The sequence below is a fragment of the Thermodesulfobium narugense DSM 14796 genome (genome assembly GCF_000212395.1).
GTDB lineage: Bacteria > Thermodesulfobiota > Thermodesulfobiia > Thermodesulfobiales > Thermodesulfobiaceae > Thermodesulfobium > Thermodesulfobium narugense.
On record NC_015499.1, the window covers coordinates 734,665 to 760,706 of the forward strand.

Here is a 26,042-nt window from a genome sequence, read left to right on the forward strand (position 1 = left end):
TTTGGGACCAGATGAAACTATTGATGATTTAAGATGTCTTATTGACATCTTGCCAGATGATTTCAAATATCCAATCTTAGAGCTCAAGAATCTAAACGATATTGTAGAAATTGTTTTAGATCTAGGTAGATATCCTGAAGTAAGATTTCCAGAGGATGCGTTCGAAATAACCACTAAACAAGTAACAAGAGAAGACTTACAAAACGTGGTAAAAAAAGTTGGCGTCTTTTCGGGCGATAATAGGGCTGGCATAGAAAGAACATTGCACAGAATTTCCTGTATAAGAAATAGATCAGGAGAAATTGTTGGTTTAACGCTCAGAGTAGGCAGAGCTGTTTTTGGAACTATAGATATAATAAAGGATATAGTAGAAAGCAAAGAAAATATACTTTTGATGGGCCCTCCTGGTATTGGTAAAACTACAAAATTAAGAGAAATTGCTAGGGTTTTATCGGTAGACATGAAAAGAAGAGTAATTGTTATAGATACCTCGAACGAAATAGGTGGAGATGGTGATATTCCTCACCCTGCAATAGGGAAATCAAGAAGAATGCAGGTTCCAACTCCTGAAAAACAGCATGCTGTAATGATTGAAGCTGTGGAAAATCATATGCCACAAGTCATTATAGTAGATGAAATTGGCACAGAACTAGAAGCTCAAGCAGCAAGAACTATAGCTGAAAGGGGGGTTCAGCTTATTGCAACTGCTCATGGAAATAGCCTTGTTAATCTAATTATGAATCCAACTTTAAGTGATCTTGTAGGAGGTGTTCAGGTAGTAACCCTATCAGATGAAGAGGCTAAGAGAAGAAGAACACAAAAGACAATTCAGGAAAGGAAAACCCAGCCTACTTTTAATGTAGTTATAGAACTTTTAGACAGAGAAAAGATGGTAATACACAAAAATGTAGATAAAGTTGTAGATCAACTATTAAAGGGTGAACAAATAAGACCAGAAGTACGTTCAAAGTCGAGTGATGGAAAAATAATAATTGAAGAACATCGCATGGAGTTAAAAGAAGATAAATTTGAAGATAAAAATTCTTACAATAATTTAGAAGCAAAAAGGAATCTTGATGTAAATGTTTGTAAAGAGTTTTTAAATATCTTTTCATTTGGAGTTAGTAAAGACATTTTAGAACGAGTATCAAAAGAACTAAGAGTTTCTACAAATATAGTTAAAGATCTAAATGTTGCAGATGTTGTTATAACACTAAAAGGTTTTTTGAAATCAAGAGGGAAATTCTTTGATGAAGTTGAAGATAAGAATCTTCCTGTATATGTTATGAGGAGCAATACTATAACACAGGCGAGAAAGGTCTTGTCGGAAATTATACAACTTAGATCAGTTAATTTTGAAGATATGGATTTTGAAAAATTTGAGGCTTTGAGGGAGGCAGAAGAAGCTATTAAAAAAGTTTTAAGAGATAAAGTTTCTGTTGAATTAAGTCCAAGAAATGCTTATTTCAGAAGACTTCAACACCAACTAGTAGAAAAATATAATCTCTTTTCAGAAAGCCTGGATGAAGAACCTAGGAGAAGAGTGAAGATCTTTGCAAAATAATAAAAAGGGTTTATTTATTACTTTTGAAGGAATTGAAAAATGTGGTAAAACTACTCAGTCAAAGTTGCTCTATGATAAACTCCTTTCCTTAGGAGAGAAAGTAGTTTATTTGAAAGATCCAGGAGTTACAGAAGTGGGAGAGAATTTTAGAAATGCTTTATTATATGGCAAAAATATTTCTGTGGAAACAGAGGTTCTACTGTTTCTTGCTTGTAGGGCTCAACTGGTAAATGAACATATTTTTCCAGCACTAAAAGATGACAAAATCGTTATTTGCGATAGGTTTTCTGATTCCACTTTTGCATATCAGGGTTATGGAAGGAACGTTAATTTGTCGTTTTTAAAAAGTCTTGATAAGTTTGCAACAAAAGGAATAAAACCTGATATCACCTTTCTTTTTGATTTCTCTTTTTTTGAAGCAAAACAGAGGTTTTTAGATAGCAAGGATAGAATGGAGACTGAGAGCATAGAATTTCATAATAGAGTAAGAGCAGGATATCTTGACCTTGCTTCAATGGAACCGGATAGGTTTTGTATTTTGTATTCAAAACTGAATATAGAAAAACTTCATGAAATCGTTCTAAAAAAGGTTTTAGAGAGAAAGAATGAAAGAAGATGTTCGAGAAAAGATTAGAGCAGTTCGATAGGCTTTTTGATAAAGTTAAAGAATTAGAACTAAAGTCATTTGCAATATGGGGTCCAAAAGGTTGCTTTAAAAAACAAATAGTGCTTAGACTTTTAGAGAGTATTTATGGTTATAAGTTCAGTTCATTATATGAGAACAAACCTAATTTTTTCTCTTTTGTTTTTGGAAAACAGGTTGAAAATGAGTTATTGTCTGATAGGAATTTTTTAAGAGAAATTTTGAACGATGTTTTGTGGCAGAAAAGGATTAATAATGAAATTATTACAGTTTATGTAGAATTTGGAAACGATCCTCAAAGAATGAGAGATGTTGTTGAGATACCTGATTTTTTTTTGAAAATTGTAGAAGAGCCACCAGAAAATACTTATTTTATATTTTTATCTGATTTTCAAATAATATCTACTTTGAGGTCTCGATGTATTGAGATTTATGCTCCTTTGCTTTCTGATAGGGAAAGTATACAGTTACTTGTAAGTTTGAACAAAAATTTAAAAAATGACGAAGAATTTGCTGATTTAGTTTATGGATGTCCTGGGTTGCTTTCTGACAAAGATGAGACAACCTTAATAAACATGAAAGAAAAGGTTAAGTTAATGAGAAGTTTTATTAAATCTGAAAAATTTGGTGGCAAAAGCTATTTGTTTGATAGTATTTATAAAGATATGGAGCCTTATCTTTCTATATTTTTTTTTAAATCCTTGTTAATTAGCCTATTTAAGAAAAAAGAAATACCTGTTGACAAATATCTAAGTATTTTAGATAGAATAAAAATAGCAAATGAATTTTATGTAAACAGAGTTAATCCTTCATCAATATTTTTAATTACTAATTTCTTATTGGATTCAAAGGAGATTTAAATGAACTATTATTATGTTAAGGTTTTGCCATTAAGAAGATTTGGATATTTTTCTTCCGAAGAAGTCTTTTCAAAGGGAGATTGTGTTGTAGTTGAAGGAAATTTTGGTATTGAGATGGGAATTATTGACTCAATAGTAGAGGAAACTTTTGAGAATATTGAGAAAGTAAAAAAAATCATAAAATTAGCTAGCAGAGAAGATATTAGTGGAATACAAGAGAGAGAAGAAAAAGCTAAAGAAATTCTTTCTCTTTCAAAAGAGCTTGCGAGAGAGCTAAAACTCGAAATGAAATTTCTTAAGGCTGCATATAACACTGATGGTTCTAAAATTACGATTTACTTTACAGCAGATGGAAGGATTGATTTCAGAGAGCTAATTAAAGAAATTACTAAAAGAGTAAAAAAAACAAGGGTTGAACTATTTCAAGTTGGTTCTAGAGATGCTGTAAAGTTGTTGGGCGCTATTGGGAGTTGTGGTAGAGAGGTTTGCTGTACTACTTTTTTGGATGAGATTGATACAATTTCAGTAAAAATGGTAAAGGATCAGGGACTGCAATTAAATCCTACTAAAATATCAGGTGTTTGTGGTAGACTTTTGTGTTGTATGGCATATGAATATCCTTTTTATGCTTCTTGTAAATCTTGTTTCCCAAACATAGATGATGTAATTAAGACTCCAAGAGGCATTGGAAGAGTTATTGAGAATAGATATCTTAAAAACTCATTTGTAGTGATGTATGAAGACGGTTTGAAGGAAGAGATCTCTTTAGATCAGTGGCGTAAAGTAAAGGACAATGAAACGGCGTAGCTTTTTAATTGTTTTTTTTGGCTTTGCCTCTTCTCTGATCTTGCCTAAAAAAGCAAGTGCTTCTTTAATCTCTACGCAGGAAGAAATAAAAATAGGTCGGGATGCTTCTAAAAGCTTTGAAAAGAAATATGGATTATACACCGATCAATATTGGAATCAAAAAGTTTCTGAAATAGGTTCAAGACTTGTTGCTGTTTGTGATAGAAAGGATTTGCCATATAGTTTTAAAATTGTTAATATAAATCAAGTAAACGCTGTTTCTTTTCCAGGCGGATTTATTTATGTATATAAAGGCTTGTTGAATTTCGTTAAATCTAATGATGAACTCGCATGTGTATTAGGTCACGAAATTGGTCATGTTTGTAGAAGACATGTTGTTAAAAATATTGAAAGAGAATTTTATGCAAATTTATTATTGCAAATTTTTTTGGCGAAAAGTTCTTCTTTGACTCAATATATAGCTGGGCTGACAGAAAACTTAGTGATGTTAGGATACAGCCGTGAAGAGGAATATGAGGCCGATCACTATGGAACTATCTATGCTTATAGGGCTGGATATAACCCATGTGCGATGATTACTTTTATGGAAAGATTGAAAACTTTGGAAAAGGATAATTTTGGTAAGGCTTATGAGATTTTTTCTGATCATCCTGCGACAGATGAGAGAATTAAACGTCTTCAAGAGTTAGACAGAGAATTAGGGGTGCAATGTAATATGGTGTAAATATTTACTTAGGAGGGAAAGCTTTATGGACAAAAATGTAATGAATTCATACGTTTCTGATATTGCATACCATATGAAAGATTTTTATAAAGACTTAACTTTCTATAAAGATGGCAAAATAGATTTAAACGAAATAGAAAACTTAATTTTTCTGGGAATTGGTGGATCTGCAATTTCTCCAAAGATCTTTACTGAAATTATGAATATTAACAAAAAGGTTTATTTTTTTTCTACCTTGAATGGGTTTGAAGCTTTACCAGATCCTTCCACAAGCTTTGTTATAGCTTTTAGCTACTCCGGAAATACTGTTGAGACTTTAAGGAGTATTGAACTAATTGCAAAGGATAGATTTAGAGGAATAGGAATTTCATCTGGCGGCAAAATTGTTGATCTGTGTAAAAGTTTGAACTGGCAACATATTGCTGTACCAAAGGGCAGAGCTCCAAGAGCTGCTATGCCGTTTACCTTATCAATTTTATTTAAGTTAGCCCTTTCTAAAGGATGGACTGAATATAACGAGGATGATTTTTGGAATGATATAATCGAGCTGTCTAATAGTAAAAATAATTTTTTGCCCGAAGTTGACTTTGAGGATAATGTTTCAAAAAGGATCGCATATAAGCTCGCTACTAAAAAGAACGTTATAATTTGGGGAGTGGAATCGATCAGTAAAAATATTGCCTATAGGTTTAAATCTCAGCTCGAAGAGAACGCAAAACAGCTGTCTTATTACTCTTATCTTCCGGAGGCCTCACACAACCAGATTGTCCCAATCTCGCTGGTTGATAACAAAGAAGAATATATTGTGTTAATATTTAGGATTCCACAATTAGAATCAGTGTTGGTATCTAATATTATAAGTACAGTTAAAACTTTTCTAAATTCTGAAGGGATAGAGGTTTTGGAGGTGTTTGGTTCTGGGAAAAATCACGTTTTAGCAGGATTAGATCTTATATATTCTACTGATTTTGTAAGCTATTACCTTGCATTACTTAAAGGAATAGAACCAGAGCCAATTGAACCTATTAGCAGGATGAAGGTTATTTTGAACGATAATCTTCGCAAAGCTCTTTAATGGGACACATTTGGCAATTTTGCTTTTTAGCCCTGCAGATATTTCTTCCTAATTCAATTAAATATAAGTGCAGGGCTTTTAATTTTTCCCAATCGTGAATAGAACCTTCTATTTCAATTTGTATATCCTTTTTGGAGATCTTTTTCTTTTTAACCCTTTGAACAATTCTTGATATATGTGTATCAACAGGGAAGGCAGGTTTGTGTAAACCAAACAATATTGCGCAGGAAACGGTTTTCAAACCTATTCCGTCAATGGACAGAAAGACTTCTACAATTTCAGAAATTTTCATTTTTTTAAAATAATCTTCAATATTAGAATAATTTTTGTTTTGGAGAAATTTTTTGCCCAAAGAGTGTAAAGTTTTTGTCTTCTGATTATTTAGTCCAGCAATTTTTATTGAATCTTTAATTTTGTCGCAAAATTCATCTTTTGAAAGATTTTGTAAATCGTTGTTTATAATCTTTATAAGGTTATTGTAAGCCTGTACGGAATTTAAATCTGTAGTGTTTTGTGAAAGTATTGCCTTAATCAATTCATGAAAAAAATTCTCATCCTTCCTTTCTATTTTTCCGAAATAAGTTTCTAATTTATCCAATAATTTTTCGTAATAATTTTTTTTCATCAGTTTATTACCTTCTTTCCAAAAAGTATGATACAATATTCAAAGCTGGAGGGGTGTCCGAGCGGTTTAAGGAGCCGGTCTTGAAAATCGGTGTCCCCTTTATTGGGGCCGTGGGTTCGAATCCCACCCCCTCCGCCATTTTTATTTTCATTTATGAATGTTTTTCTAAAATATTTTTTATTAATGTGAAATATTATAAATGAAATTTTATCTTTCTCAGATATTAGTCAATTCATTCTTTATATTGACAAATTACTTTCTTCTTAAGGAGCGAAATCAGCGTCCGATAACACAAATCATATTAAATAGCGTGTTGCCTCATTTAAAAACCTAAAGGAAGTTGTATTCGTTGCCTCACTTAAAATTCTAAACATAACCATAACATATTTTATCTTTGTTTTTGCTAATTTTTTTAATAGAGTTTCTTACTTCTTCCTTTATGGATATATCTTCTAGTAATTTTTTTTGAAGTTTTACTATTTCTCTTTGAAGTTCAGCTGGATTTAATTTTGTATACTGTTCTATTAGCTTTTCTTTATCTATTTTTTCTACACCAGGATTTTCTAATATTCTTTGATAAGGAGTTCTTGCTTTATCGTATTTTTTTGTAACTTTACTTCCAATTCTTTCTTTTGAGATTTGTTTCATTATAGGCTGAAAAAAGTTTATATATAGCCTTAGGCTTTCATAAAGCCTTTTTAAAGTTATTAGCTCAACTTCTCTATCATATCTAAAATAACCAACATATTTTCTTACTACAGAGTAGTTTTTCTGTTCAACATAGCAGTTATCGTTTTTTCTATATTTTCTTGACCTTGTGAACGTTATATTATTTTCAACACAATAACGATGAAGTTGATGATTTATAAACTCTGCTCCATTATCAGAATCAATTCCAAAGAGTTTAAAAGGCAAGCGTTTCTTTATTTCATCTATTGATTCAAAAACCCACCTTTGAGCTTTATTTCTTAAAGCATCTATTTCTATCCAACCGGTGCAAATGTCAACTGCAGTTAGAGTTTGGATAAATTCTCCTCTTAGATCTCCTCCTTCATGACCTACAAGGTCTATTTCTAAATATCCAGGTATACTTTCGTCCCATTCTGAAAATGTCCTTATAGGGATCTGGCTTTTAAGAAGGCTGCCTGGTTTTGTATATGTCTTTCCCTTTGGTTTATTCATTCTTTTGTATTCTGAAAGTATTCTGTCTATAGTAGATGCGCTTATCTTAAAGAGTTTTTCTTCTACATCCCTTTCAATTTGTATTTCTTTAAACTCTTTAAGTTTATATATTATTTCAGGAAGAACAGGTTTTAACCTTTTGCCACATGGACAATCTAAAACGTCCCATACCTTAATTAACGCCTTTTTTACATCATCATCATAATATTTGCTTTTCTTTTTCTTTTTCTTCATCGTTAAATCTACTTTTAAAACTCTGTTATTCATCCTTACTATCTTCTCATGACTGCTTAAAAGAAAAGATGCATAACTACGATTGTATCCAGTCAAAGCTATTAGCTCATCTAAAATTATGCCTTTTTGTTTCTTGCTTGCTTTTTTATATCTTTTTGCAATTTCACTCACCACTGATTTTCTTTCCTTCATCGTTAACCCCATTTCTAGCCTCCAGAGTTATAGTAACTACTATTCTAAGAGGCTTATTATTTTCATTTAGATTTTTTATTTGAGGCAACGATTGTATTTCGTTTAGATTTTTGATGAAGCAATTCGGATAGTGTCAAGGGACACTGATTTTGTCACTACAAAAGTAAATTAATGAGACACTGATTTTGTCACCCCTCTTTCATCAACTAATGATGAATTGTCATTGCTATTTGAATTTGAATTAGAACTTGAATTAGAATTTGAATTAGGTCTTTTAAACTTGTTGATAACCATATGACGCCAGGGGTGGTCTGCAGCAGGTATATAAGGTTTTTTGGTTGAAGTGTTTTTAGAGCCATTCTTTACTTTTTCTTTAGGTGGTATGAGTAATTCTTGTAGTAAGTAATATTTATCAGCGTATAATGCGCTGAATGATCCATCTAGATGAGTTAGAACTTTTACTGTACTTTTAGGAGTTAAAGGTATTACCTTGCCATTAGAATCTACTAATTGATAAATATGACCCAGGTAAGATATATAAGAGCCGTGAGATGCCTTGCGTTCTTGATGCCATGATAGAATCTCTTCTAGTTTGTCTAATGAAGGGCAAGGGCTATAAGTTAACTTGGGGTTATCTGGAACAACAGCGAACCTTTGATTAAACCTTTTAATAAAGTCTGGTAGAAATTCATTTGCTGCTTCAATAGTAGATATACCTGCCATACGCAGTTCAATTGTTAGTCTCTTTTGTAATGTGCCCCAAAGACGTTCAATACGTCCTTTGGCCTGTGGAGAACGAGCGGGTATATGTCTAATCCCTAATTCTGAAATAGCTCTGCCAAACTGAGTTAAGGGAACAGTTTGCCCAGATAATTCTTCTGAAATTGATAACTTATCCTCTTTAGGTGAAAAGAAAATGGTATGACGATCACTGTATATGCTTTTAGGTATTCCAAAGTTCTGTGCTACTTGTTGAATAAGTTTTAAGTAACCAAAAAGACATTCATGAAGTTCAAAATGTAATCCCTGAACCTTACTAGTAGCATCATCAATAGAACCGTGCAAAGAAAGCATTGGTCCTCTATCTTCAAGCCATTCAAAAGGACTGGCGTCTATTTGAGAAAGTAGACCTTCCTGAGGTAAACGTTTACGTGACCTCTTAAGCTTAGATGACCTGTGCGTATGACTTAATGGAATATTATTTTTCTTTAAGATACGATTTACTGTCTTGGATGAAACATCTATGTTATAAAACTCTTCAAGTATTTCAGCTATTTGCTGACAACTGGCATTGTGAAGACTATCCTGAGCTAATTTAACAATCCTTTCTCTAGTTTCTTTAGGTATTCTCTGTTTTGATTCTCTGCCTCTATTTTTGTGAACCAGACCAGTAACGCCTTCTGTTTTCACCCTCTCCTTCAAACGAATAATTTGACGTTTACTTAAGCCTAAAACTTCAGCTGCCTGTCTATTAGTGATATTGCCTTCAATTGCTTGTTCAATTACAAAAACTCTGCGTGATTCCTTAACACTCAAAAATATCTCTCCCATCATAGTGACATTATTACTGTCTTCTTAAGGGGTGACAATATCACTGTCCGTTAACATGAAGCAATTCGGATAGTTGACTTTATAAGATTTTATATTTATACTAATAAAAAGTGCCGAGGTGGCGGAATGGCAGACGCGCTAGTTTGAGGGGCTAGTGAACGTTTTGTTCGTCAGGGTTCAAGTCCCTGTCTCGGCACCAAGGGCTTGCCTGCAATCGACTATTGGGTGGGTTCTTAAAGGGAGGTGAACTTTGCTCTAGGTTTTTTTGATTTACAAGGCTAGAAGAGTTAGGTAGAAAAGATGAGAAAAAATTTAAACTTTTGAAAGGGTTTTAGGAGGTTATTTATCTATGTTTTTAGGAAAAGTAAAGTGGTTTAACAATGAAAAGGGTTATGGATTTATCTCAAAGGATGATGGGAGCGGCGATGTCTTTGTCCACTATAGTGCAATCCAGGGCAAAGGTTTCAGAACCTTAGAGCAAGGTCAAGCTGTTCAGTTTGAAATTGTAGATGGCCCAAAAGGACCGCAGGCATCAAACGTTACTAAGGTATCATAAATAAGATATTATTGTCCTTAAAATAATAATTTTTAATAGTTAAACTTTTCAAAAGCCCCTGGTAGGGGCTTTTGTTTTCTTAATTTAAAACTTTGCATTAAACATAAAAACAACTGTGAAAGGTTTCATAAGTACTAAATATTATTAAAATTAAATTTATATCTAGGAGGATAAATATGCAAATAGTCGTAAAAGATAAGGGCGTAAATTTATCAGAAGATCTAAAAAATTATACTACTAACAAGATATCAAAATTAGAAAAATTTTTCAAAAAAATAATAGAAGTTCAGGTTGTTCTTTCTAAAACAAGCGCCAAAAAGAATAAACTAATTTTTTCAGCCGAAGTTACAATTTTTGCCGCTGGGTCTACAATTAGAGCTCAAGAAAGATCAGAAGATTTAAGAACTGCGATAGATTTGGTCTATGATAAACTGGAAAGACAGATTTCTAAGTATAAAGAAAAGCTTGTGCAAAGACATAGAAATTTGATGAATGAAAACTTTTTAGAGCAAAAGAGCGAAGAAGTAGTACATGAAAATAAAATAGTTAAAACAAAAAAATTTCCTTTAAAGCCAATTACCCCAGAAGAGGCTATAATAGATATGGAATTGTTAGGTCATAACTTTTATGTTTTTATTAATTCTCAAACTATGGATGTAAATGTAATTTACAAAAGAAATGAAGGTGGATACGGTTTAATTGAGCCAGAAAAATAAAATTTTGAGGAATATAAATGTTTAATAAGCTTTTAAGTAAAATTCTAGGTTCTAGTAAGGAAAATGAATTAAAAAAATATTACGAAATTGTTGCAGCTATTAACAATAAAGAAGAAGAAATAAAGAAGTTATCGAGGGAAGATTTTTTACAGATAACTAACAACTACAGAGAAGCGCTAAAAGACCTCAAAGAGAAAGATTTTCCTAATGAGATTCTTATTAACTCATTTGCAATGGTAAGAGAAGCTTCTTTAAGAACTTTAGGACTCAGACACTTCGATGTGCAACTTATTGGTGGTTTGGTATTAAATGATGGCAAGATTGCTGAAATGGCTACTGGCGAAGGCAAAACTCTGGCTGCCACTACTGCTGCCTATCTTAATGCGCTAAGTGGTAAAGGCGTTCATATCGTTACTGTAAATGACTATCTTGCAAAAAGAGATGCTGAGTGGATGAGACCTGTTTACGAATATCTAGGCGTTTCAGTAGGGTATTTGCAGAATAACTTTGATAATGAACAGAGAAAAGCTGCGTATAATTGCGATATAACATATGGTGTAAATCATGAATTTGGTTTTGATTATTTAAGAGACAATATGGCTTTAACTGTTGCCGATCAGGTTCAGAGAGGTTTAAACTATGCAATTGTAGATGAAGTAGACAGCGTCTTAATTGATGAAGCTAGAACTCCTCTTATTATATCTGGAAGAGCTGCTCAAAAAACTGAACTATATAATAGGCTTAATCCTATAGCTCTCAGACTAAAACCCGAAGAAGATTTTACACCTGATGAAAAAACTAAAACTCTTTCTTTGACTGAAGTTGGAGTTGCTAAAGCAGAAAAATTGTTGGGAATTGATAACCTTTTTGATGTTAAGTATATTGATGTGCTTCACGTTCTTACTCAGTTATTAAGAGCCCATCATTTGTTTAAAAGAGAGAAAGATTATGTGGTCAAAGATGGAGAAGTAATTATTGTAGATGAATTTACAGGAAGACTTATGCATGGAAGAAGATATTCTGATGGTTTGCATCAAGCTATTGAAGCAAAGGAACATGTAAGAGTAAGAGAAGAAACACAGACTATAGCTACTATCACTATACAAAACTATTTTAGATCTTATGCAAAATTGGCAGGTATGACCGGTACTGCGAAAACAGATGAAGCTGAATTTATAAAGATCTATAACCTGATGGTAGTAGAGATTCCAACGAACAAACCTGTAATTAGAGTTGATTTTCCAGACGTAATATATAAAAATGAAGAAGCAAAATTGAGAGCCTTGATAAAAGAAATTCAAGAGTGTTTTGAAAGAGGCCAGCCAGTTTTGGTTGGCACGACATCTATTGAAAAATCAGAAAAACTTAGCTTGCTTTTAAAGAAAAAGGGTATACCTCATCATGTCTTGAATGCAAAGTATCATGAAAAAGAAGCAGAAATAATTTCACATGCTGGCGAAAAGAAATCAGTAACTATTGCTACAAATATGGCTGGTAGAGGTGTAGATATTGTAATTGATGACGAAGTAAGGCAACTTGGTGGACTTCACGTAATCGGCACTTCAAGGCATGAAAGCAGAAGAATTGATAATCAGTTAAGAGGTCGAGCAGGTAGACAGGGAGATCCGGGTTCATCAAGATTTTATTTATCTTTAGACGACGATCTTTTAAGATTGTTTGGTTCTGATAGACTTGTTGCTTTGATGGATAAATTAAACATAGATGAAAACGAGCCAATTGAACACAAATGGGTTACAAAGGCTGTAGAAAATGCGCAGAAAAAGGTAGAAGAAAATAATTTTTCAATAAGAAAGCAATTAATTGAATATGATGATGTTTTAAATAGACAAAGAGAATACATATATTCTGAAAGGCAAAAACTTTTAACCCGTGAAGATTGTAAGGATATAATTGTTGGTTGGATTGAACAAATTGTAGATAAATATGTGGATGAGTCTTTCCCAAAAAAAACAATAAATGATGAAAGTTTGTTAGCTCTTAAGGAATCTCTTCAAGAGATAGTAAAACTAGATGATGATGCTTTCGATAACTGTAAGGATTTGTCTGAATTAAAAAATAAGCTTAAATTAACTTTGAAAGAAAAGTATGATCTTAGAGAGTCAGAACTTGGCTCGGAATTATTGAGGTCTTTAGAGAAATATATAGCTTTAAGAATTATAGATGAAAAGTGGATGGAATATTTACAGGACAATGATTCTTTGAGGGAGGGTATAGGACTTAGAGCTTATGGCCAAAAGGATCCCCTCGTTGAATATAAGATAGAAGCATCAAAATTGTTCCAAGAAACTGCTACTCTTATAAAAAAGGACACTTTAAAATTTTTGTTCAACGTAATTGTTGAAAAAAAGGAAGATTTAAGCGCTAAAAAAGAGGTTCCTCAAGGGAAAACCAATATAAACAATGCTAAGAGTAATCAAAAAAATAATAAAAAGAAAAAGATAGGCAGAAATGATCCTTGCCCCTGCGGTAGCGGGAAGAAATATAAACATTGTTGTGGAAGGAATGAGACATGATAGAGTACGATATTAATTCTTTAAATGAGAGAATTTTAAAAATTCGTGACTGTCTTTGACCTGGATAACAAAATAAAAAAGTTAGAAGAAATAAGAAATGACCTTTCAAACCCAGAAATTTGGCAAGATGTTCAAAAATCTTCAAATCTGACTCAGCTAGCTGACAATCTTCAAAAAAGTATTGATGAATGGAATAATTTAAATTCAAGTTTTGAAGATTTTTTGTTTTGGACTGAATTTCAGGACGAAGGTGCTGAAAATGAGATAGCTGAGAGTTATAAGAATTTAGTTAAAATTCTTGAAGAATTGGAAGTTAAGGCTCTTTTGTCCGGCAAATACGATAGTTATGACGCAATGCTTTCAATAAGTGCTGGAGCAGGAGGAGTGGATGCGCAAGATTTTGCAGAAATGCTTCTTAGGATGTACATTCGCTGGGGAGAAAAAAATAAATATTCTGTAGAATTAGTGGATCAAAGCCCTGGTGATGAAGCAGGTATTAGATCTGCTACGATTTTTTTTAAAGGAAAGTACTCATATGGTTTTCTTAAATCTGAACAAGGAGTTCACAGATTAATAAGACTTTCTCCTTTTGATTTTAATAACAGAAGACATACATCATTTGTTTTGGTAGAGGTTACTCCACTAATTGAAAACGTTAAGGAAATTAACGTAAAAAATGAAGAAATAAAAATAGAGACTTTTAGAGCTTCTGGAGCTGGTGGTCAGCACGTAAACAAAACTGATTCGGCAGTAAGAATTACACATTTGCCAACAGGAATTGTGGTAACGTGTAGGAATGAGAGGAGCCAGTTTCAGAATAAAGAGGCTGCGATGAAAATTCTTATTTCAAGACTTAATAGTCTTTATGAAGAAAAACAAAAGGACAAGATGAGTGAATTCAAGGGTGAAACTGATGCCTCATGGGGCAAACAAATAAGAACTTATGTTATGCATCCCTATACAATGGTAAAAGATCATAGAACTAATGTAGAGATTGGAGATGTTTATGGGGTTTTGGATGGAAATATTGATGAATTTCAAAAAGCTTTTTTACTTAAAGAATCAAAAGAAAAAAATCAAGGTGATTAGATGACTAATAGAAAACTTTTCTTGTTTGCAGGGCTCTTTATGCTTTCTATTTCTGCTTTATTTTCTTTTATTGTTTCTTCGATTAGGTCTGATGTAGAAATAAAAGCTGATAAACATATATCTATTGTAATTGATTATGAGGGATTTAGAGATTTAGCTGAATTAGCAGATTATCCTTTTGATAAGTTTTTAACCGAGTTAAGAAAAGAGGGGGTTACTGCTGTTGCTCTTAAAGAATCCAACCTCAAATCTTTGGTTGAGAGAGGAGAAGTTTTTCTAGTTCACCCAGACGAAAAGTCAATTAAAAATGGAATAATATGGGTAGCTGAGTTTAGAAATCCTAAACTTGCTAAAGAAGTATTTGATAAATTAACAAACAAATACAACAGTCTTCTTAAAAAAACTTATTTGAAGGGAACTTCTGTATATTCTTCTGACGAAGATTTGCCATCTTTGTACTTTGGTTTTCTTAATCAAGAGATAGATTTTTGTAAGAAGTTAGGTTTTGATATTGTATTAAGACCAATAAATGATTATCGTTTCTATTCAAACAAAGAAGATTTTGAAAGATGGGTTAATCAGTATCCTAAAAATATTTGGATGATAATTTTTGGTGAAAGAGAAGTATTGGGATATCCAAAATTTATTAATATTTATGCTAAGATTTTGGAAGAAAATAATATACGCTTTGGTTATGTTGAATTTGCTAAACAAAAGGGTATTGATGAGTTGGCAAGAATGATCCCATATCAAGTGCTGAGAGTTCATGCGATTACAAACAATGAAATACCTGGTGCTAACATCATTTATTCAGATTCCAGGTTTGAATCAGGCAAAAAGATAAAATATTCAGATGCTATCCCTCGCTGGGGGAGAGCTATTAAAGAAAGAAATATAAAAGTATTATATGTTAATCCTTGGGGAGAACCATTGAAGGGCAATCTTATCGATACGAACTTAGAATACATAAAAAATATTGTTCAAGAAATAAAGCTTCAAGGGTTTGTACCTGGCAGAGCCCTTTGGAATGCGCATGACGAGTTTTATTTTAAACCAGTAAGGCTTGTATGGATCTTTGGTATATTTTTCAGTTTGGGATGTCTTTTGCTTTTGATGTTTTCCGTTAATTTAGATACTAGAAGGATATTAATTTTTTCATCTACTCTTTTGATGATAAATATTTTGTTATTTATTTTCGGTAAATTTAACTTTATAGCGTGGGAAACTGCTTTGATGAGTTCTACTTTCCCGCCAATATATTTATACAATAAAATCAGGTCTTCTAACTGGATACCATTTCTGCTCAATTTTATAATGGTATTTTCAATTTCAATTTTGGGAGCTTTGTTAACAAACAATATCTATTTGTCTGCTACTTCTGTTATTGGAATTAATATTTTTCCTCTGATTAAACTACTTTTGGTTTTGCCAATATTACTTTTAGGCTTAAGAATATTTTTTAGAACTATCAACGTTAAAGAATACATTAACGAGCTTACGAAACCAATGAGAAGAGTAGAATTTGTGGCATTGATAGCTTTTTTGATAATTTTAGCAATATATGTTCTAAGATCTGGGAATCAAAACCCAATTGGTTTGTTACCTGATGAAGAGCATATAAGAATCTTTTTAGAAAAGATTCTTTTTGTAAGGCCTAGATTTAAAGAATTGATAGGGTACTCTATGCTTATATTTTCGTTCTATTTGTATAGATTAAAAAATATTAATTTCTTTAAATTTTTCTTTTTGATTTCGTCTGTGGCATTTATATCATTAACTGACACATTTTTACATATTCACATTCCATTATATATTAGTATAATTAGAAGTTTGGAAGGACTCTTTTTTGGGTCGATCTTGGGATTTGTTTTTTGCTTTGCACTTTTTATCTTATTAAAATTATATAAAACGAGGTTTGATACATGATAATAGCAATTGATGGTCCTGCTGGAGCTGGTAAAAGCACTGTAGCGCGTGAGTTATCAAAGAGATTGAATTACAAGTATTTAGATACTGGAGCAATGTATAGAGCTATCACATTTGAGCTAATAAACAGAAAGTTAGAAGACTCAGAAGATTTGGAAAAGGTTTTTAAAGAGATAATTGACTCTATTGAACTAGATTTTGTTGATGGTGATATCGTATTAAACGGAAGGATTTTAACAAAAGAGATAAGGGAACCAATTATAGATAAACATGTTTCGAAAGCAGCTTCTAGTAAAGTAGTAAGGTCATTTCTTTCCTCTGAACAGAGAAAATTAGCAATTAATTCGCCAAATACTATTTTAGAGGGTCGCGATACAACTACTGTTGTGTGTCCTGATGCTCAAGTAAAGATATTTTTAACAGCATCACTTGATGAAAGGGCAAGAAGAAGATATAAAGAACTGCTTAAAAAAGATATTAAAATTGACTTTGAAGAAGTAAAAAGACAAATTGAAAAAAGAGATAAGTCTGATACAACTAGAGAAATAGGCCCTCTTAAGGTTGCAGAAGATGCAGTAGTAATTGATTCGACAGAAAAGGATGTAGAGTGGGTTGTTGATAAAATTTTCTCACTCGTTAGAAACAAAAGAAAACAGTTAGAGTATAATTGATTACAAATTGAAAGGAGAATGGATTTTGGATGACTTGCAATTGAGAGAACATGCAGTAAATATAAGAGAATCAATAATTGAAATGATTACTGCTGCAAAATCAGGACATCCAGGCGGTTCGCTTTCTAGTGTAGAGATAATGGTTTCTTTATTTTTTGGGAAAGTTATGAACTATGATCCTAAAAATCCCCAATTGGAATCTAGAGATAGATTTTTCCTTTCAAAGGGGCATGCTGCACCAGTTCTATACTCTACTCTTGCGGAGGCTGGCTATTTTGATAAATCTGGACTCAATACTTTAAGACAATTAAATAGTCCGTTTCAAGGACATCCAGATATGAGAAAGTTACCTGGGATAGAAGCGTCAACAGGATCTTTGGGTCAGGGGTTATCTATTTCTGTTGGTTGTGCTTTGGGTTTAAGATTAAAAGGCTTAAGTTCTCATGTCTTTACCCTATTGGGAGACGGAGAATTAGAAGAGGGTCAGGTTTGGGAAGCTGCAATGGCAGCAAGTCACTTTAAGTTGGATAATCTGACTGCAATTGTTGACAGAAACAAACTTCAAATAGATGGTTTTACAGAAGAGGTAATGTCATTGGAACCATTAGCTGATAAATGGCATGCTTTTGGCTGGAATGTTTTAGAATTAAATGGGCATAGCTTTGACGAACTAATACCTGCTCTCCAAAAAGCAAAAAAAAGAAGTGACAAGAAACCTTTAGTGATTATTGCTCATACCATAAAGGGTAAGGGAGTTTCCTTTATGGAAAATATGTGTGATTTTCATGGGAAGGCTCCAAGCGAGGAGCAAGCAAAAATAGCATATTCTGAAATAAGAGAGTGTGATGTTCAATGAAGGCGACCAGGGAAGCTTATGGAGAAGCACTATTGGAGTTGGGAAGGTCAAACGATAAAGTAGTAGCTTTGGATGCAGATCTTTCTAAATCTACTAAAACTTCGCTCTTTGCAAAGGAATTTCCTGAGAGATTTTTCAATGTTGGGATAGCTGAACAAAATTTGATAGGAGTAGCTGCCGGGCTTTCTCTTGCGGGATTCGTTCCTTATGCTAGTACCTTTGCAATATTTGCTACTGGGAGAGCGTGGGAGCAGATTAGAAATACTGTGGCTTATCCATCTTTAAACGTTAAAATATGTGCATCTCATGCAGGAATTACTGTAGGAGAGGATGGGGCATCACATCAATCTATAGAAGACATAGCTTTGATGTCAGTAATTCCTAATATGACAGTGTTAGTTCCTGCAGATCCTATAGAAACAAAATCAATGGTAAATTGGGCATATCAGCATAATGGTCCTGTGTATATAAGATTGGGAAGAATGGGAGTTCCAAATATTTTACCTAATGATTATAAATTTGATACAAAACCTTTTATTCTAAAAAAAGGAAAAAAAATAGTGATATTTGCTACTGGAATAATGTTGTGGAAATGTCTTGAAGCAATTGAGCTATTGAAACCTTATAACTTAGAGCCAACTTTAGTAAATGTTTCTTGTATAAAGCCCCTTCCTGAAGAGTCTATAATAGAAATTGCAAAAGAGCACGAAATAGTATTAACTGCTGAAGAACATAATATTATAAACGGGCTTGGATCAATGATTTCATCAACTCTTTCGAGAAATTATCCAATGAAAGTATCTTTTATTGGTATCAATGATAAATTTGGAACATCAGGAAAACCAAATGATTTATTAAGTTATTATGGCTTGGATGCAAACAGTATAAAAGAGAAATTGTTATTATTAGGGTCGTAAGGTGAATTTAGCTATAGTCTTTAAAAACGTGTCAAAGATTTATCACGGTCAAATATATGGTTTGAAAGACATAAATCTTGAAGTGGAAAAAGGAGATTTTGTTTTTGTTACGGGTCATAGTGGAGCTGGAAAATCAACTTTGTTGAAACTGTTATATAGAGCATTACTTCCTTCTTCCGGAGAAGTCTATGTAAATAACATGAATTTATTAAAATTAAAAGAAAAGGATATCCCTCTATTCAGGAGAACGCTTGGAGTTGTTTTTCAGGACGTAAAGTTGCTGCCTAGAAAAACCGCAATAGAAAACATATCTTTGTGCCTTGAAATGCTAGGTTTATCTGATAGAGAAGTTAAAAAAAGAGCATATAAATCGCTAGAGCTTGTTAAGTTGAGTTCAAAGTCAAGAGCTTTTCCAAATGAACTTTCAGGAGGAGAACAACAAAGACTTGCAATTGCAAGAGCTATATCATATTACCCCACACTTCTAATTGCAGATGAGCCAACTGGAAATATAGATCTTAAGACTTCATGGGAGATAATGTCTATTTTTGAAAACTTGAATAGAATGGGAATGACAATTTTAATAACAACTCATAATCCAATTATTGTTAGTAAAATGAATAAAAGAGTAATTCAATTGAAAAATGGCCAGATTGAATCTGACAGCTTGAGGGACAAACCTTTAATTTATGAGTAAATTTAGAATATATTTAAGAGAAGCAATTGTTTCTTTAAGTAGGGGTGGGGGAATGGCAATAGCTTCTACTATTTCTATTTCTTTTACAATGATAATCTTTGGTTTGATCTTGATGCTCTTTTTGTCGTTGTTTCAAGCTTCAAATAAGATAGGTGATCAGGTAGAACTACTTGTATTTTTGAAAGATAACGTATCCAGTCAGGATATAAATGGGCTGGTTGGTACAATTTCTAATATGGAAGGAGTCTCTTCTGTTGAGTTTGTTTCAAAACACGATGCTTGGGAGAAATTTAAGAAGTATTTTCAAAACAAAATTAACATATCTGACATAAAAAATCCTCTACCTGATACTATAAAAGTGAGAGTAAAAAGCCCTGATTATATTGCAGGACTTGCAAAGGTTATCTCTCAGTTTCCACAGGTAGACGAAACAAGATATCCACAACAGCTTTTGAATGCACTTAACATTCTCGTTCAAAAAATTACACTCATAGGCTCACTTCTACTCATTGGTTTTGCACTTGCATCTCTTGTGGTTATTTCAAGTACTATAAAAGTATCTGTGCTAGCAAGGAGAGAAGAACTTGAGATATTGGAACTAGTAGGTGCTGAGCCGAATTTTATCAGAATGCCATATATTCTTGAAGGCAGCTTTATAGGATTTTTTTCTTCACTTTTAGCAATCTCTTTCTTTATTATTTTGTCAATCTTTTTAAGCTTTGCAATTGCAAACACTGCTCCTCCCTGGTCATTTTTCTGGCCATTGGATACGTCTTTGTGGATTCTAATGTGTCTGGTTGTTGTAATTGTAGGAACGTTTATAGGTTTTTTGGGAAGCTTAATTTCGCTTAAAGACGTTGGTAAATTTTCTGTTACTAAGGACTTTTAATTAATTTTCTTCTATAAACTGTTTTACTTTCTGGATATCTTTCCATGTAAGCCATCGTGGAGATCCAATGCTTCTACTAGCATTTCTAAGCAAATAAGAAGGGTGAAACATTGGTATATAGTATCTATTATCTTGCAATATTATTTCGCCTCTAATTTTTGTAATAGAAGAAAAATTTTTTAAGATTGTTTTACATGCGACAGCACCTAATAAAATTATTATTTTTGGATTTAAGATTTTTATTTGAGCATCTAAAAAGGGTCTACATTGCTCAATTTCTTCTGGTAATGGATTCCTGTTGCCTGGAGGTCTACATTTCACAACATTTGTAATATAGATATCCTTTCTGTTCAAGCTCACGGATTCGAAGATTTTAGTTAAGAGTTGCCCTGCTTTTCCTACAAAGGGCAGTCCTTGGATGTCTTCTGTTTCTCCTGGTCCCTCACCGATAACCATAATATCAGGATTCATAGGTCCCTCGCCAAAAACAACGTTTATACGAGTTTCACTTAACTTACATTTTTTGCAATTCTTTGCTTCAATTAGTATGTCGCTAAGTTTTAGTTTGCTTGAGTTCTCTTTTTGTTTATTTTCTTCTTCTAGATTGTCAAACAAACTGGGTATGTACAAGATTTTTCCTCCAGATTTAAAATTTTAAGTCAAACTATATAAATTATATGTTAAAATAACAAACCATGAAATAAAGAAAGGATTGATTTAAATTATAGAATTTCTTGTTAAAAAAAGAACAAAACTTTTGTATTTGCTTTTTGTTTTGATAATTTTTTTATCCCGTCCAACATTCTTATCTTTGATTACTGGTGCTGTTTTTTCAATCTTAGGTTTGTTATTAAGAGCCTGGGCTGCTGCGACTATAAATAAAGTGAAGGTTCTTTCTACTGAAGGACCCTATTCTATAGTAAGAAATCCGCTTTATTTGGGAAGTTTTCTGGCTGGTTGTGGAGTTATGATATCAAGTGGGAGTTTTTTCTTGCTTGTTGCTTTTGCTGTAGGATTTTTGTTTATACACTTTCACAAAATGAAAGAAGAGGAAGAAGAACTTTACAGAGAACATAAAGAAAAATTTCTTGAATATAAGGAAAAAGTTCCTGCTTTTTTCCCAAACTTTTTAAGCTTTAAAATGGCTCCTGTCTCTTTTGAAAGATATATGGCAAATAACGAATATAGAGCTCCTATAACAGTGATAATTATATATATTTTTTTGATTCTAAAATATATATTTTTTAATTAAGGGAGAGACAAATGAATATATTAATTACTGGTGGTGCAGGTTTTATAGGTAGCGAGTTTGTGAGGCAGTCTGTTGAAAAAGGTTATAAAGTTAGCGTGATTGACAAGCTTACTTATGCAGGTTCTATGGATCGCATTAATTCAGTTATTGAAGAAATAAGATTTTACAAAGACGACATTAAGAACGAAGATTCTATAAAGAAGATTATAAAGACAGATAAGATTGAAGCTGTTATAAACTTTGCAGCTGAAACTCACGTGGACAGGTCTATTCTTGAACCAAACGAGTTTATTAATACAAATATCTGTGGTACTACCAGTATATTAAATTCGCTAGCAAATTCTGATGTTTTATTAGTACATGTGTCTACTGATGAAGTTTATGGAGAGCTTGGAAAGGATGGGAAATTTTCTGAAGATTCACCTCTTAGACCGAACTCACCTTATTCTGCTAGCAAGGCAAGTGCAGATTTGTTAATAAATGCCTATGCTAGGACCTATTCTTTAAGGACTCGAATAGTTAGACCATCAAACAACTACGGAATGTGGCAATTTCCTGAAAAATTAATTCCGGTAGTAATATATAAAGCTTTAAATAACCAAAGGGTTCCTGTGTATGCTGATGGAAGTAATATTAGAGAATGGACATATGTAAAGGATTGTTGCAGCGCAATTTTTAAAGTCTTAAATGATGGCAAAGATTCCAACGTTTATAATATTGGTAGCGGGGAGGAGATGACCAATCTTAATCTTGTAAAAAAAATATTAAGTATTTTAGGAAAATCAGATGACCTTATAGAATTTGTAAAGGATAGACCTGGACATGATTTTCGATATTCGCTGAATACTGAAAAAATTTCAAAAGAGTTGGGGTGGAAACCATCCTTTTCGCTAGATCAGGGTTTAAAGGAAACTGTTCAATGGTATGTAGAAAACTATGCATGGTTAGAAAAGGAGGTTGCAAACTTAAAAGAGTATTGGAATAAAGTTTACAGGTCTAAATCATAGTTAATATTACATCTTTTTAGAAAATCCTGCAAATCCTGAGGCAATGGGGCTTTGAAGCTTACTATTTTATTTGTGATTGGGTGTAAAAATTCTATTTTTAGTGCGTGTAGGGCAATTTCAGGGCAATTTTTACAGCTTTTTGTTGAATACTTTTTATCGCCTACTATAGGGTGACCTATATAAGACATATGAACTCTTATTTGATGAGTTCTTCCTGTAAAGATATTCACTTTTAATAGAGAAACTATTTGTTTTTCAAAAATACCTTTGTTAATAACAGAATACTCAGTAAAAGCTACCTTGCCGGATAAATTTACTTCCATTTTTTGTCTGTGAATTTTTGAGCGTTTAATTGGCATTGAAATGAAACCTTCTTTATAATTTACGTCTCCATAGACTAAAGCTAAATAAGTTTTTTTTACCTGACGATTTTTGAATTGTTCGGAAAGTTTTCTCATTATTTTTTCTGATTTTGCTATTATTAAAACTCCAGTGGTTTCCTTGTCGAGTCTGTGAACAATTCCAGGCCTTTCTTGATCTGTAAACTCATCTTTATTAATTGAGTTAATTAAAGCATTAAGTATAGTATTTCTAAAATTTCCAGGTCCCGGATGTACTACCATGTTTCTTTCCTTATTTATGACTATAATGTAATCATCTTCATACAAAACCGTTATATTTAATTTATCGTATTCTATATAGAGAGGTTCTTTAGGTTTTAGAAAGAGAGTTATTTTATCGTATGGCTTAACGATGAAAGAGGGTTTTTCGACAATTTTATCGTTTACTCTTACAAGACCTTCTTTAATTAGTTTCGAATAATAACTTCTTGATTCCTCTTTTGTGGCGTTTAAGAGGAACTGATCTAATCTTTCTTTATTGAAAAGTGGTAGTGCAAAGAGTTCTATTTGATTGGAATTCATTTTTATTTCATCACGCATAGTTTAAAATCTTAAAAATTTTCTTCCTGTTCTGGTGATACAAAGATTGTCCTCTCATTTCTGTAAAATATGGTTCCGCTTTTTTTCCCTTTTGGTTTTGTAAGATATTTTACTTGAGTAAAAACTACTTCAACTTCTTTTTCTTTCTTGCCCTTTGAAAAGCGAGCACAAATTTGAGCAGCTCTCTTAACATCTGTTTGATCTAATTCCCTTTTTGTGGTTTTTAGAATTACGTAGCTTCCAGGATAATTTCTTGTATGAAACCACCAATCATTTGGATTTGAAATCTTTAACAGATTAATATTAGAGTTAGCATTTTTTCCAACCAACGCAATAGTGTAGTCATCAAAGTCAATTTTTATGTAATCCTTTGGTTTATCCTTTTCTTTATGTTTTTTATCTTTAGCATTTTTTTCTACTTTTAAATTTTCAGGTTGCTCAGATTTAACTTTTTGTATTTGAGATTCTAAAGAATTTATCATCCTTTCAATTTTTGATAGCGCGCTTTTCATTTTTTTTGATTTTTCAAATAATTCGCTTGCAAACTTGCCTGGGGTTTTGCTTGTATTCCCAATGACTTCACCGTTTAAAACATACTGGTTATTTACAATATCAATTTTATCTAAATTATTTAAAATATTTTGAGCTTTTGATTGTATATCTTTCCAGTGTAAATTTTTTTCATAATCCTTTTTAACATTTTCAAGTTTTTTTTCCAGGTATGCTATCTTTTTTCTTTTTTGTGCTTCAAACTCTCTTTTTTTCTTCTCTTCGTTTAACTCAATAATTTTATTTATACCAACTGTATAGATATTTTCTAAAAAAGAGCTTTTATCAAAATTTAAAGACAAAATTAGTTCGTTGTTTAGTATTTTTGAATTTAAATTTTCAAAATCAGCGTTTATCCATTGAATTATCCTTTGAGGAGTCCAATCCTTTATTTCTTCAATAACGTTTTTTGGAATGCCAAACGTCTTTTCTGATAAGGCTTTTTCAACGCCTAACTCTGACAGGATCTCAAGAGCAATTTCTTTTGGTTCAAGCTTCTTGGTTGACTTTTCGGGATATTGATACTCTATTCCGGGAAGAATCTTTCTTCTTAAAGGATCGTCAGGAATTATTTCTTTGTAAGATATTTTAATAATATTATCTACCAGTACAATTGCATTAGTTTTGTTTGTAATTAACTCAAAGACAACGCCTACTTTAGGAAGTTTCCCTACAGGGAAGTCATTTGAAAAAGAAATTTTTAAAACTTTATCGAACCTGTTTATTGTAATTCCAGATATTTTAGACCCTATTAAGTGTCTAGTTAGAAAATCGTAAAAGGGATGTTTGTATGGCTCTAACTTTATGACTTTTTCCTTTGAAATGCCTATAAATGGAACACTATTTACAAGGGATACAAAGAAGAAGATAGCACCCTCTTCTTTGTCCCAGAGATTTAGAACAAAACAGTCTTTATAAAATTGTATTTTGCTGACTTCTTTTTTAATTAATCTGTCTTTTGCTTCTAAAAAACTTAAATAAAGCGTTAAAGTATTAAACAGTTTTAATATACTCCATTATTAGTTTTGCTGCTTTTAATCCTGATTTTATCATTCCTCCGAATATTGGTCCCATTCTGCTTCCGCCATCAACATTATTGGCTGCCATTCCAGATACAAATAAGCCATTTGCTAACATTTTTGTATTGTTTACGGTATCTTCTTCTCCCTGAACTGCGTTCATAAAGTGTTCCTTCCTAAGAGGTAGCTGAACTCTTCTTGAATAGATGTTTGCGGCTATAGCATCGTGACCAGTGGAGTCAAGAACGGCTTTTGTCTGAAAAACCATTGGATCCACGTGGAGTCCTGCTATTTCTATACCTGTATTGTTTACTACTACGCCTGTAATTGCGTTGTTTGTATATTCTAAATCTACAACGGTCATAAGATTGAAAAGCTTAACGTTTTGAGTTTTAAGCGCTTTAGAAATTAGTTGGCTTGCAAAAAGGCAAGAATCTACTACTAGCGCATCTTCATCTTCTATAAAGGGAAGTTCTAACTCATTTAAATAGTCTTTTAGGTCTTTTTGTATAACAACTTTATTAAAAGACATAGAGCCACCCCAGGTGCCTCCACCAGGAGAGAGCTTTCTTTCCATAATTACTACTTTATATCCTGAATTCCCAAGTTCTCTTGCAGCAGTTAGGCCAGATGGACCTCCTCCTACTATTATAACGTCAGAAATAAGCGCATCAGTAAGGTTCTCGAAGTAATGTTTTAGAATTAATTTACTTACCTTTACGTCAGTAACAGGATTAAGAAAATGTTTTGTCATTATTACCTCCTTAAAAAATTTTGTACTAAATTATAGATGATACAATATATTTGGAATTTTTTCATGCTGATGAAATAAAAATTGGGTAAAAATTATATGAACGAAGAATTTGTTAATTAGTAGAGCTCATATTAGCCTAATTGCTGACTTTCTATTTACAAATTACGTATTACTCTTTCTCTACGTCGTATTTTTTCATTAAATAGCTGTTT

The 26,042-nt window shown here is 32.4% G+C and carries 25 protein-coding genes, 2 tRNA genes and 1 pseudogene; 20 read left to right on the forward strand and 8 right to left on the reverse strand.

The genetic code is table 11. The features are described from left to right. Position 1 precedes the first annotated feature (1 nt). Genes THENA_RS03825 through THENA_RS03850 form a run of 6 tightly spaced genes read left to right on the forward strand, consistent with a single transcriptional unit; the run spans position 2 to position 5,673 of the window. Positions 2–1,564 (forward strand): R3H domain-containing nucleic acid-binding protein, encoded by a 1,563-nt coding sequence (locus THENA_RS03825; RefSeq protein ID WP_013756115.1) that lies wholly within the window; start codon positions 2–4, stop codon positions 1,562–1,564. Then, on the forward strand, positions 1,554–2,198 hold the full coding sequence (gene tmk / locus THENA_RS03830) for a dTMP kinase (protein WP_013756116.1): 645 nt from the start codon (positions 1,554–1,556) through the stop codon (positions 2,196–2,198). The genes THENA_RS03825 and tmk overlap by 11 nt, the downstream gene beginning before the upstream one ends. After that, positions 2,180–3,067 (forward strand): hypothetical protein, encoded by an 888-nt coding sequence (locus tag THENA_RS03835; RefSeq protein ID WP_013756117.1) that lies wholly within the window; start codon positions 2,180–2,182, stop codon positions 3,065–3,067. The genes tmk and THENA_RS03835 overlap by 19 nt, the downstream gene beginning before the upstream one ends. Continuing rightward, entirely contained in the window at positions 3,068–3,874 is an 807-nt protein-coding gene (locus THENA_RS03840; protein WP_013756118.1) for a PSP1 domain-containing protein, read from the forward strand. Continuing rightward, entirely contained in the window at positions 3,861–4,598 is a 738-nt protein-coding gene (locus THENA_RS03845) for a M48 family metallopeptidase (RefSeq protein ID WP_013756119.1), read from the forward strand. The genes THENA_RS03840 and THENA_RS03845 overlap by 14 nt, the downstream gene beginning before the upstream one ends. 25 nt (positions 4,599–4,623) lie before the next feature. Further along, positions 4,624–5,673 (forward strand): SIS domain-containing protein, encoded by a 1,050-nt coding sequence (locus THENA_RS03850; protein ID WP_013756120.1) that lies wholly within the window; start codon positions 4,624–4,626, stop codon positions 5,671–5,673. Here THENA_RS03850 and THENA_RS03855 read toward each other — a convergent pair. Then, positions 5,639–6,298: an endonuclease III domain-containing protein gene (locus THENA_RS03855; protein ID WP_013756121.1), complete on the reverse strand. Its 660-nt coding sequence runs from the start codon at positions 6,296–6,298 to the stop codon at positions 5,639–5,641. The genes THENA_RS03850 and THENA_RS03855 overlap by 35 nt on opposite strands. Before the next feature lie 47 nt (positions 6,299–6,345). Between THENA_RS03855 and THENA_RS03860 the strand changes: the two genes are divergently transcribed. Continuing rightward, positions 6,346–6,436: transfer RNA gene (locus THENA_RS03860), tRNA-Ser, on the forward strand. 228 nt (positions 6,437–6,664) lie between these two features. On the opposite strand, the gene THENA_RS03865 is transcribed toward THENA_RS03860, so the two are convergent. Beyond that, complete coding sequence (locus tag THENA_RS03865; RefSeq protein WP_013756122.1) at positions 6,665–7,918, reverse strand: DDE-type integrase/transposase/recombinase; 1,254 nt, start codon at positions 7,916–7,918, stop codon at positions 6,665–6,667. Between the two features lie 156 nt (positions 7,919–8,074). Then, the gene (locus THENA_RS03870; protein WP_154645285.1) at positions 8,075–9,460 is read right to left on the reverse strand and encodes an ISNCY family transposase; all 1,386 of its coding nucleotides are present in this window, start codon (positions 9,458–9,460) and stop codon (positions 8,075–8,077) included. Between the two features lie 109 nt (positions 9,461–9,569). Here THENA_RS03870 and THENA_RS03875 point away from each other — a divergent pair. The 11 genes from THENA_RS03875 (at position 9,570) to THENA_RS03925 (ending at position 20,308) form a co-directional block, all read left to right on the forward strand. Then, a tRNA-Leu gene (locus THENA_RS03875) sits at positions 9,570–9,656 on the forward strand. 150 nt (positions 9,657–9,806) lie between these two features. Then, a complete protein-coding gene (locus THENA_RS03880) occupies positions 9,807–10,013 on the forward strand; it encodes a cold-shock protein (RefSeq protein WP_013756123.1) in 207 nt (68 codons plus the stop codon). A gap of 176 nt (positions 10,014–10,189) precedes the next feature. Then, positions 10,190–10,729 (forward strand): ribosome hibernation-promoting factor, HPF/YfiA family, encoded by a 540-nt coding sequence (gene hpf, locus THENA_RS03885; RefSeq protein WP_013756124.1) that lies wholly within the window; start codon positions 10,190–10,192, stop codon positions 10,727–10,729. 17 nt (positions 10,730–10,746) lie between these two features. Then, the gene (secA, locus tag THENA_RS03890; RefSeq protein WP_013756125.1) at positions 10,747–13,263 is read left to right on the forward strand and encodes a preprotein translocase subunit SecA; all 2,517 of its coding nucleotides are present in this window, start codon (positions 10,747–10,749) and stop codon (positions 13,261–13,263) included. Continuing rightward, positions 13,260–14,352, forward strand: a protein-coding gene (prfB, locus tag THENA_RS03895) for a peptide chain release factor 2 (protein ID WP_013756126.1) whose coding sequence is annotated in 2 segments (ribosomal slippage) — positions 13,260–13,319 and positions 13,321–14,352 — 1,092 coding nt in all. Because the reading frame shifts where the segments join, the coding sequence is not laid out codon by codon here. Before secA ends, prfB begins: the two co-directional genes overlap by 4 nt. After that, on the forward strand, positions 14,353–16,278 hold the full coding sequence (locus THENA_RS03900) for a DUF5693 family protein (protein ID WP_013756127.1): 1,926 nt from the start codon (positions 14,353–14,355) through the stop codon (positions 16,276–16,278). Continuing rightward, positions 16,275–16,949, forward strand: a complete 675-nt coding sequence (cmk, locus tag THENA_RS03905; RefSeq protein ID WP_013756128.1) for a (d)CMP kinase — start codon at positions 16,275–16,277, stop codon at positions 16,947–16,949. The genes THENA_RS03900 and cmk overlap by 4 nt, the downstream gene beginning before the upstream one ends. A gap of 25 nt (positions 16,950–16,974) precedes the next feature. Beyond that, positions 16,975–17,805 carry a transketolase gene (locus tag THENA_RS03910; protein WP_013756129.1) on the forward strand — a complete coding sequence of 277 codons (831 nt, stop codon included), beginning with the start codon at positions 16,975–16,977 and terminating at the stop codon, positions 17,803–17,805. Next, complete coding sequence (locus tag THENA_RS03915) at positions 17,802–18,722, forward strand: transketolase family protein (RefSeq protein ID WP_013756130.1); 921 nt, start codon at positions 17,802–17,804, stop codon at positions 18,720–18,722. Before THENA_RS03910 ends, THENA_RS03915 begins: the two co-directional genes overlap by 4 nt. A gap of 1 nt (position 18,723) precedes the next feature. Beyond that, positions 18,724–19,419 carry a cell division ATP-binding protein FtsE gene (ftsE, locus tag THENA_RS03920; RefSeq protein WP_013756131.1) on the forward strand — a complete coding sequence of 232 codons (696 nt, stop codon included), beginning with the start codon at positions 18,724–18,726 and terminating at the stop codon, positions 19,417–19,419. Further along, positions 19,412–20,308: a cell division protein FtsX gene (locus THENA_RS03925; RefSeq protein WP_013756132.1), complete on the forward strand. Its 897-nt coding sequence runs from the start codon at positions 19,412–19,414 to the stop codon at positions 20,306–20,308. Before ftsE ends, THENA_RS03925 begins: the two co-directional genes overlap by 8 nt. Here the strand turns inward: THENA_RS03925 and THENA_RS03930 are convergent, their stop codons facing one another. Then, on the reverse strand, positions 20,309–20,938 hold the full coding sequence (locus tag THENA_RS03930) for a uracil-DNA glycosylase (protein WP_013756133.1): 630 nt from the start codon (positions 20,936–20,938) through the stop codon (positions 20,309–20,311). Positions 20,939–21,119: 181 nt separating this feature from the next. Between THENA_RS03930 and THENA_RS03935 the strand changes: the two genes are divergently transcribed. After that, a complete protein-coding gene (locus THENA_RS03935) occupies positions 21,120–21,560 on the forward strand; it encodes a methyltransferase family protein (RefSeq protein ID WP_169309412.1) in 441 nt (146 codons plus the stop codon). A gap of 11 nt (positions 21,561–21,571) precedes the next feature. Further along, positions 21,572–22,567 carry a dTDP-glucose 4,6-dehydratase gene (gene rfbB, locus THENA_RS03940; protein WP_013756135.1) on the forward strand — a complete coding sequence of 332 codons (996 nt, stop codon included), beginning with the start codon at positions 21,572–21,574 and terminating at the stop codon, positions 22,565–22,567. Here the strand turns inward: rfbB and THENA_RS03945 are convergent. The 4 genes and pseudogenes from THENA_RS03945 to THENA_RS03955 all read right to left on the reverse strand — a co-directional run bounded on the left by THENA_RS03945 (position 22,549) and on the right by THENA_RS03955 (position 25,830). Next, a complete protein-coding gene (locus THENA_RS03945; RefSeq protein ID WP_041438377.1) occupies positions 22,549–23,490 on the reverse strand; it encodes an RluA family pseudouridine synthase in 942 nt (313 codons plus the stop codon). The two genes, rfbB and THENA_RS03945, sit on opposite strands and share 19 nt — an antisense overlap. Before the next feature lie 29 nt (positions 23,491–23,519). Beyond that, positions 23,520–24,359: an NFACT RNA binding domain-containing protein gene (locus tag THENA_RS03950; RefSeq protein ID WP_041437926.1), complete on the reverse strand. Its 840-nt coding sequence runs from the start codon at positions 24,357–24,359 to the stop codon at positions 23,520–23,522. Between the two features lie 138 nt (positions 24,360–24,497). Beyond that, positions 24,498–25,067 (reverse strand): annotated as a pseudogene (locus THENA_RS10245) (NFACT family protein); the annotation flags it as partial. Further along, the gene (locus THENA_RS03955; RefSeq protein WP_013756138.1) at positions 25,051–25,830 is read right to left on the reverse strand and encodes a sulfide-dependent adenosine diphosphate thiazole synthase; all 780 of its coding nucleotides are present in this window, start codon (positions 25,828–25,830) and stop codon (positions 25,051–25,053) included. The pseudogene THENA_RS10245 and the gene THENA_RS03955, both read right to left, overlap by 17 nt. Between the last annotated feature and the right edge of the window lie 212 nt (positions 25,831–26,042).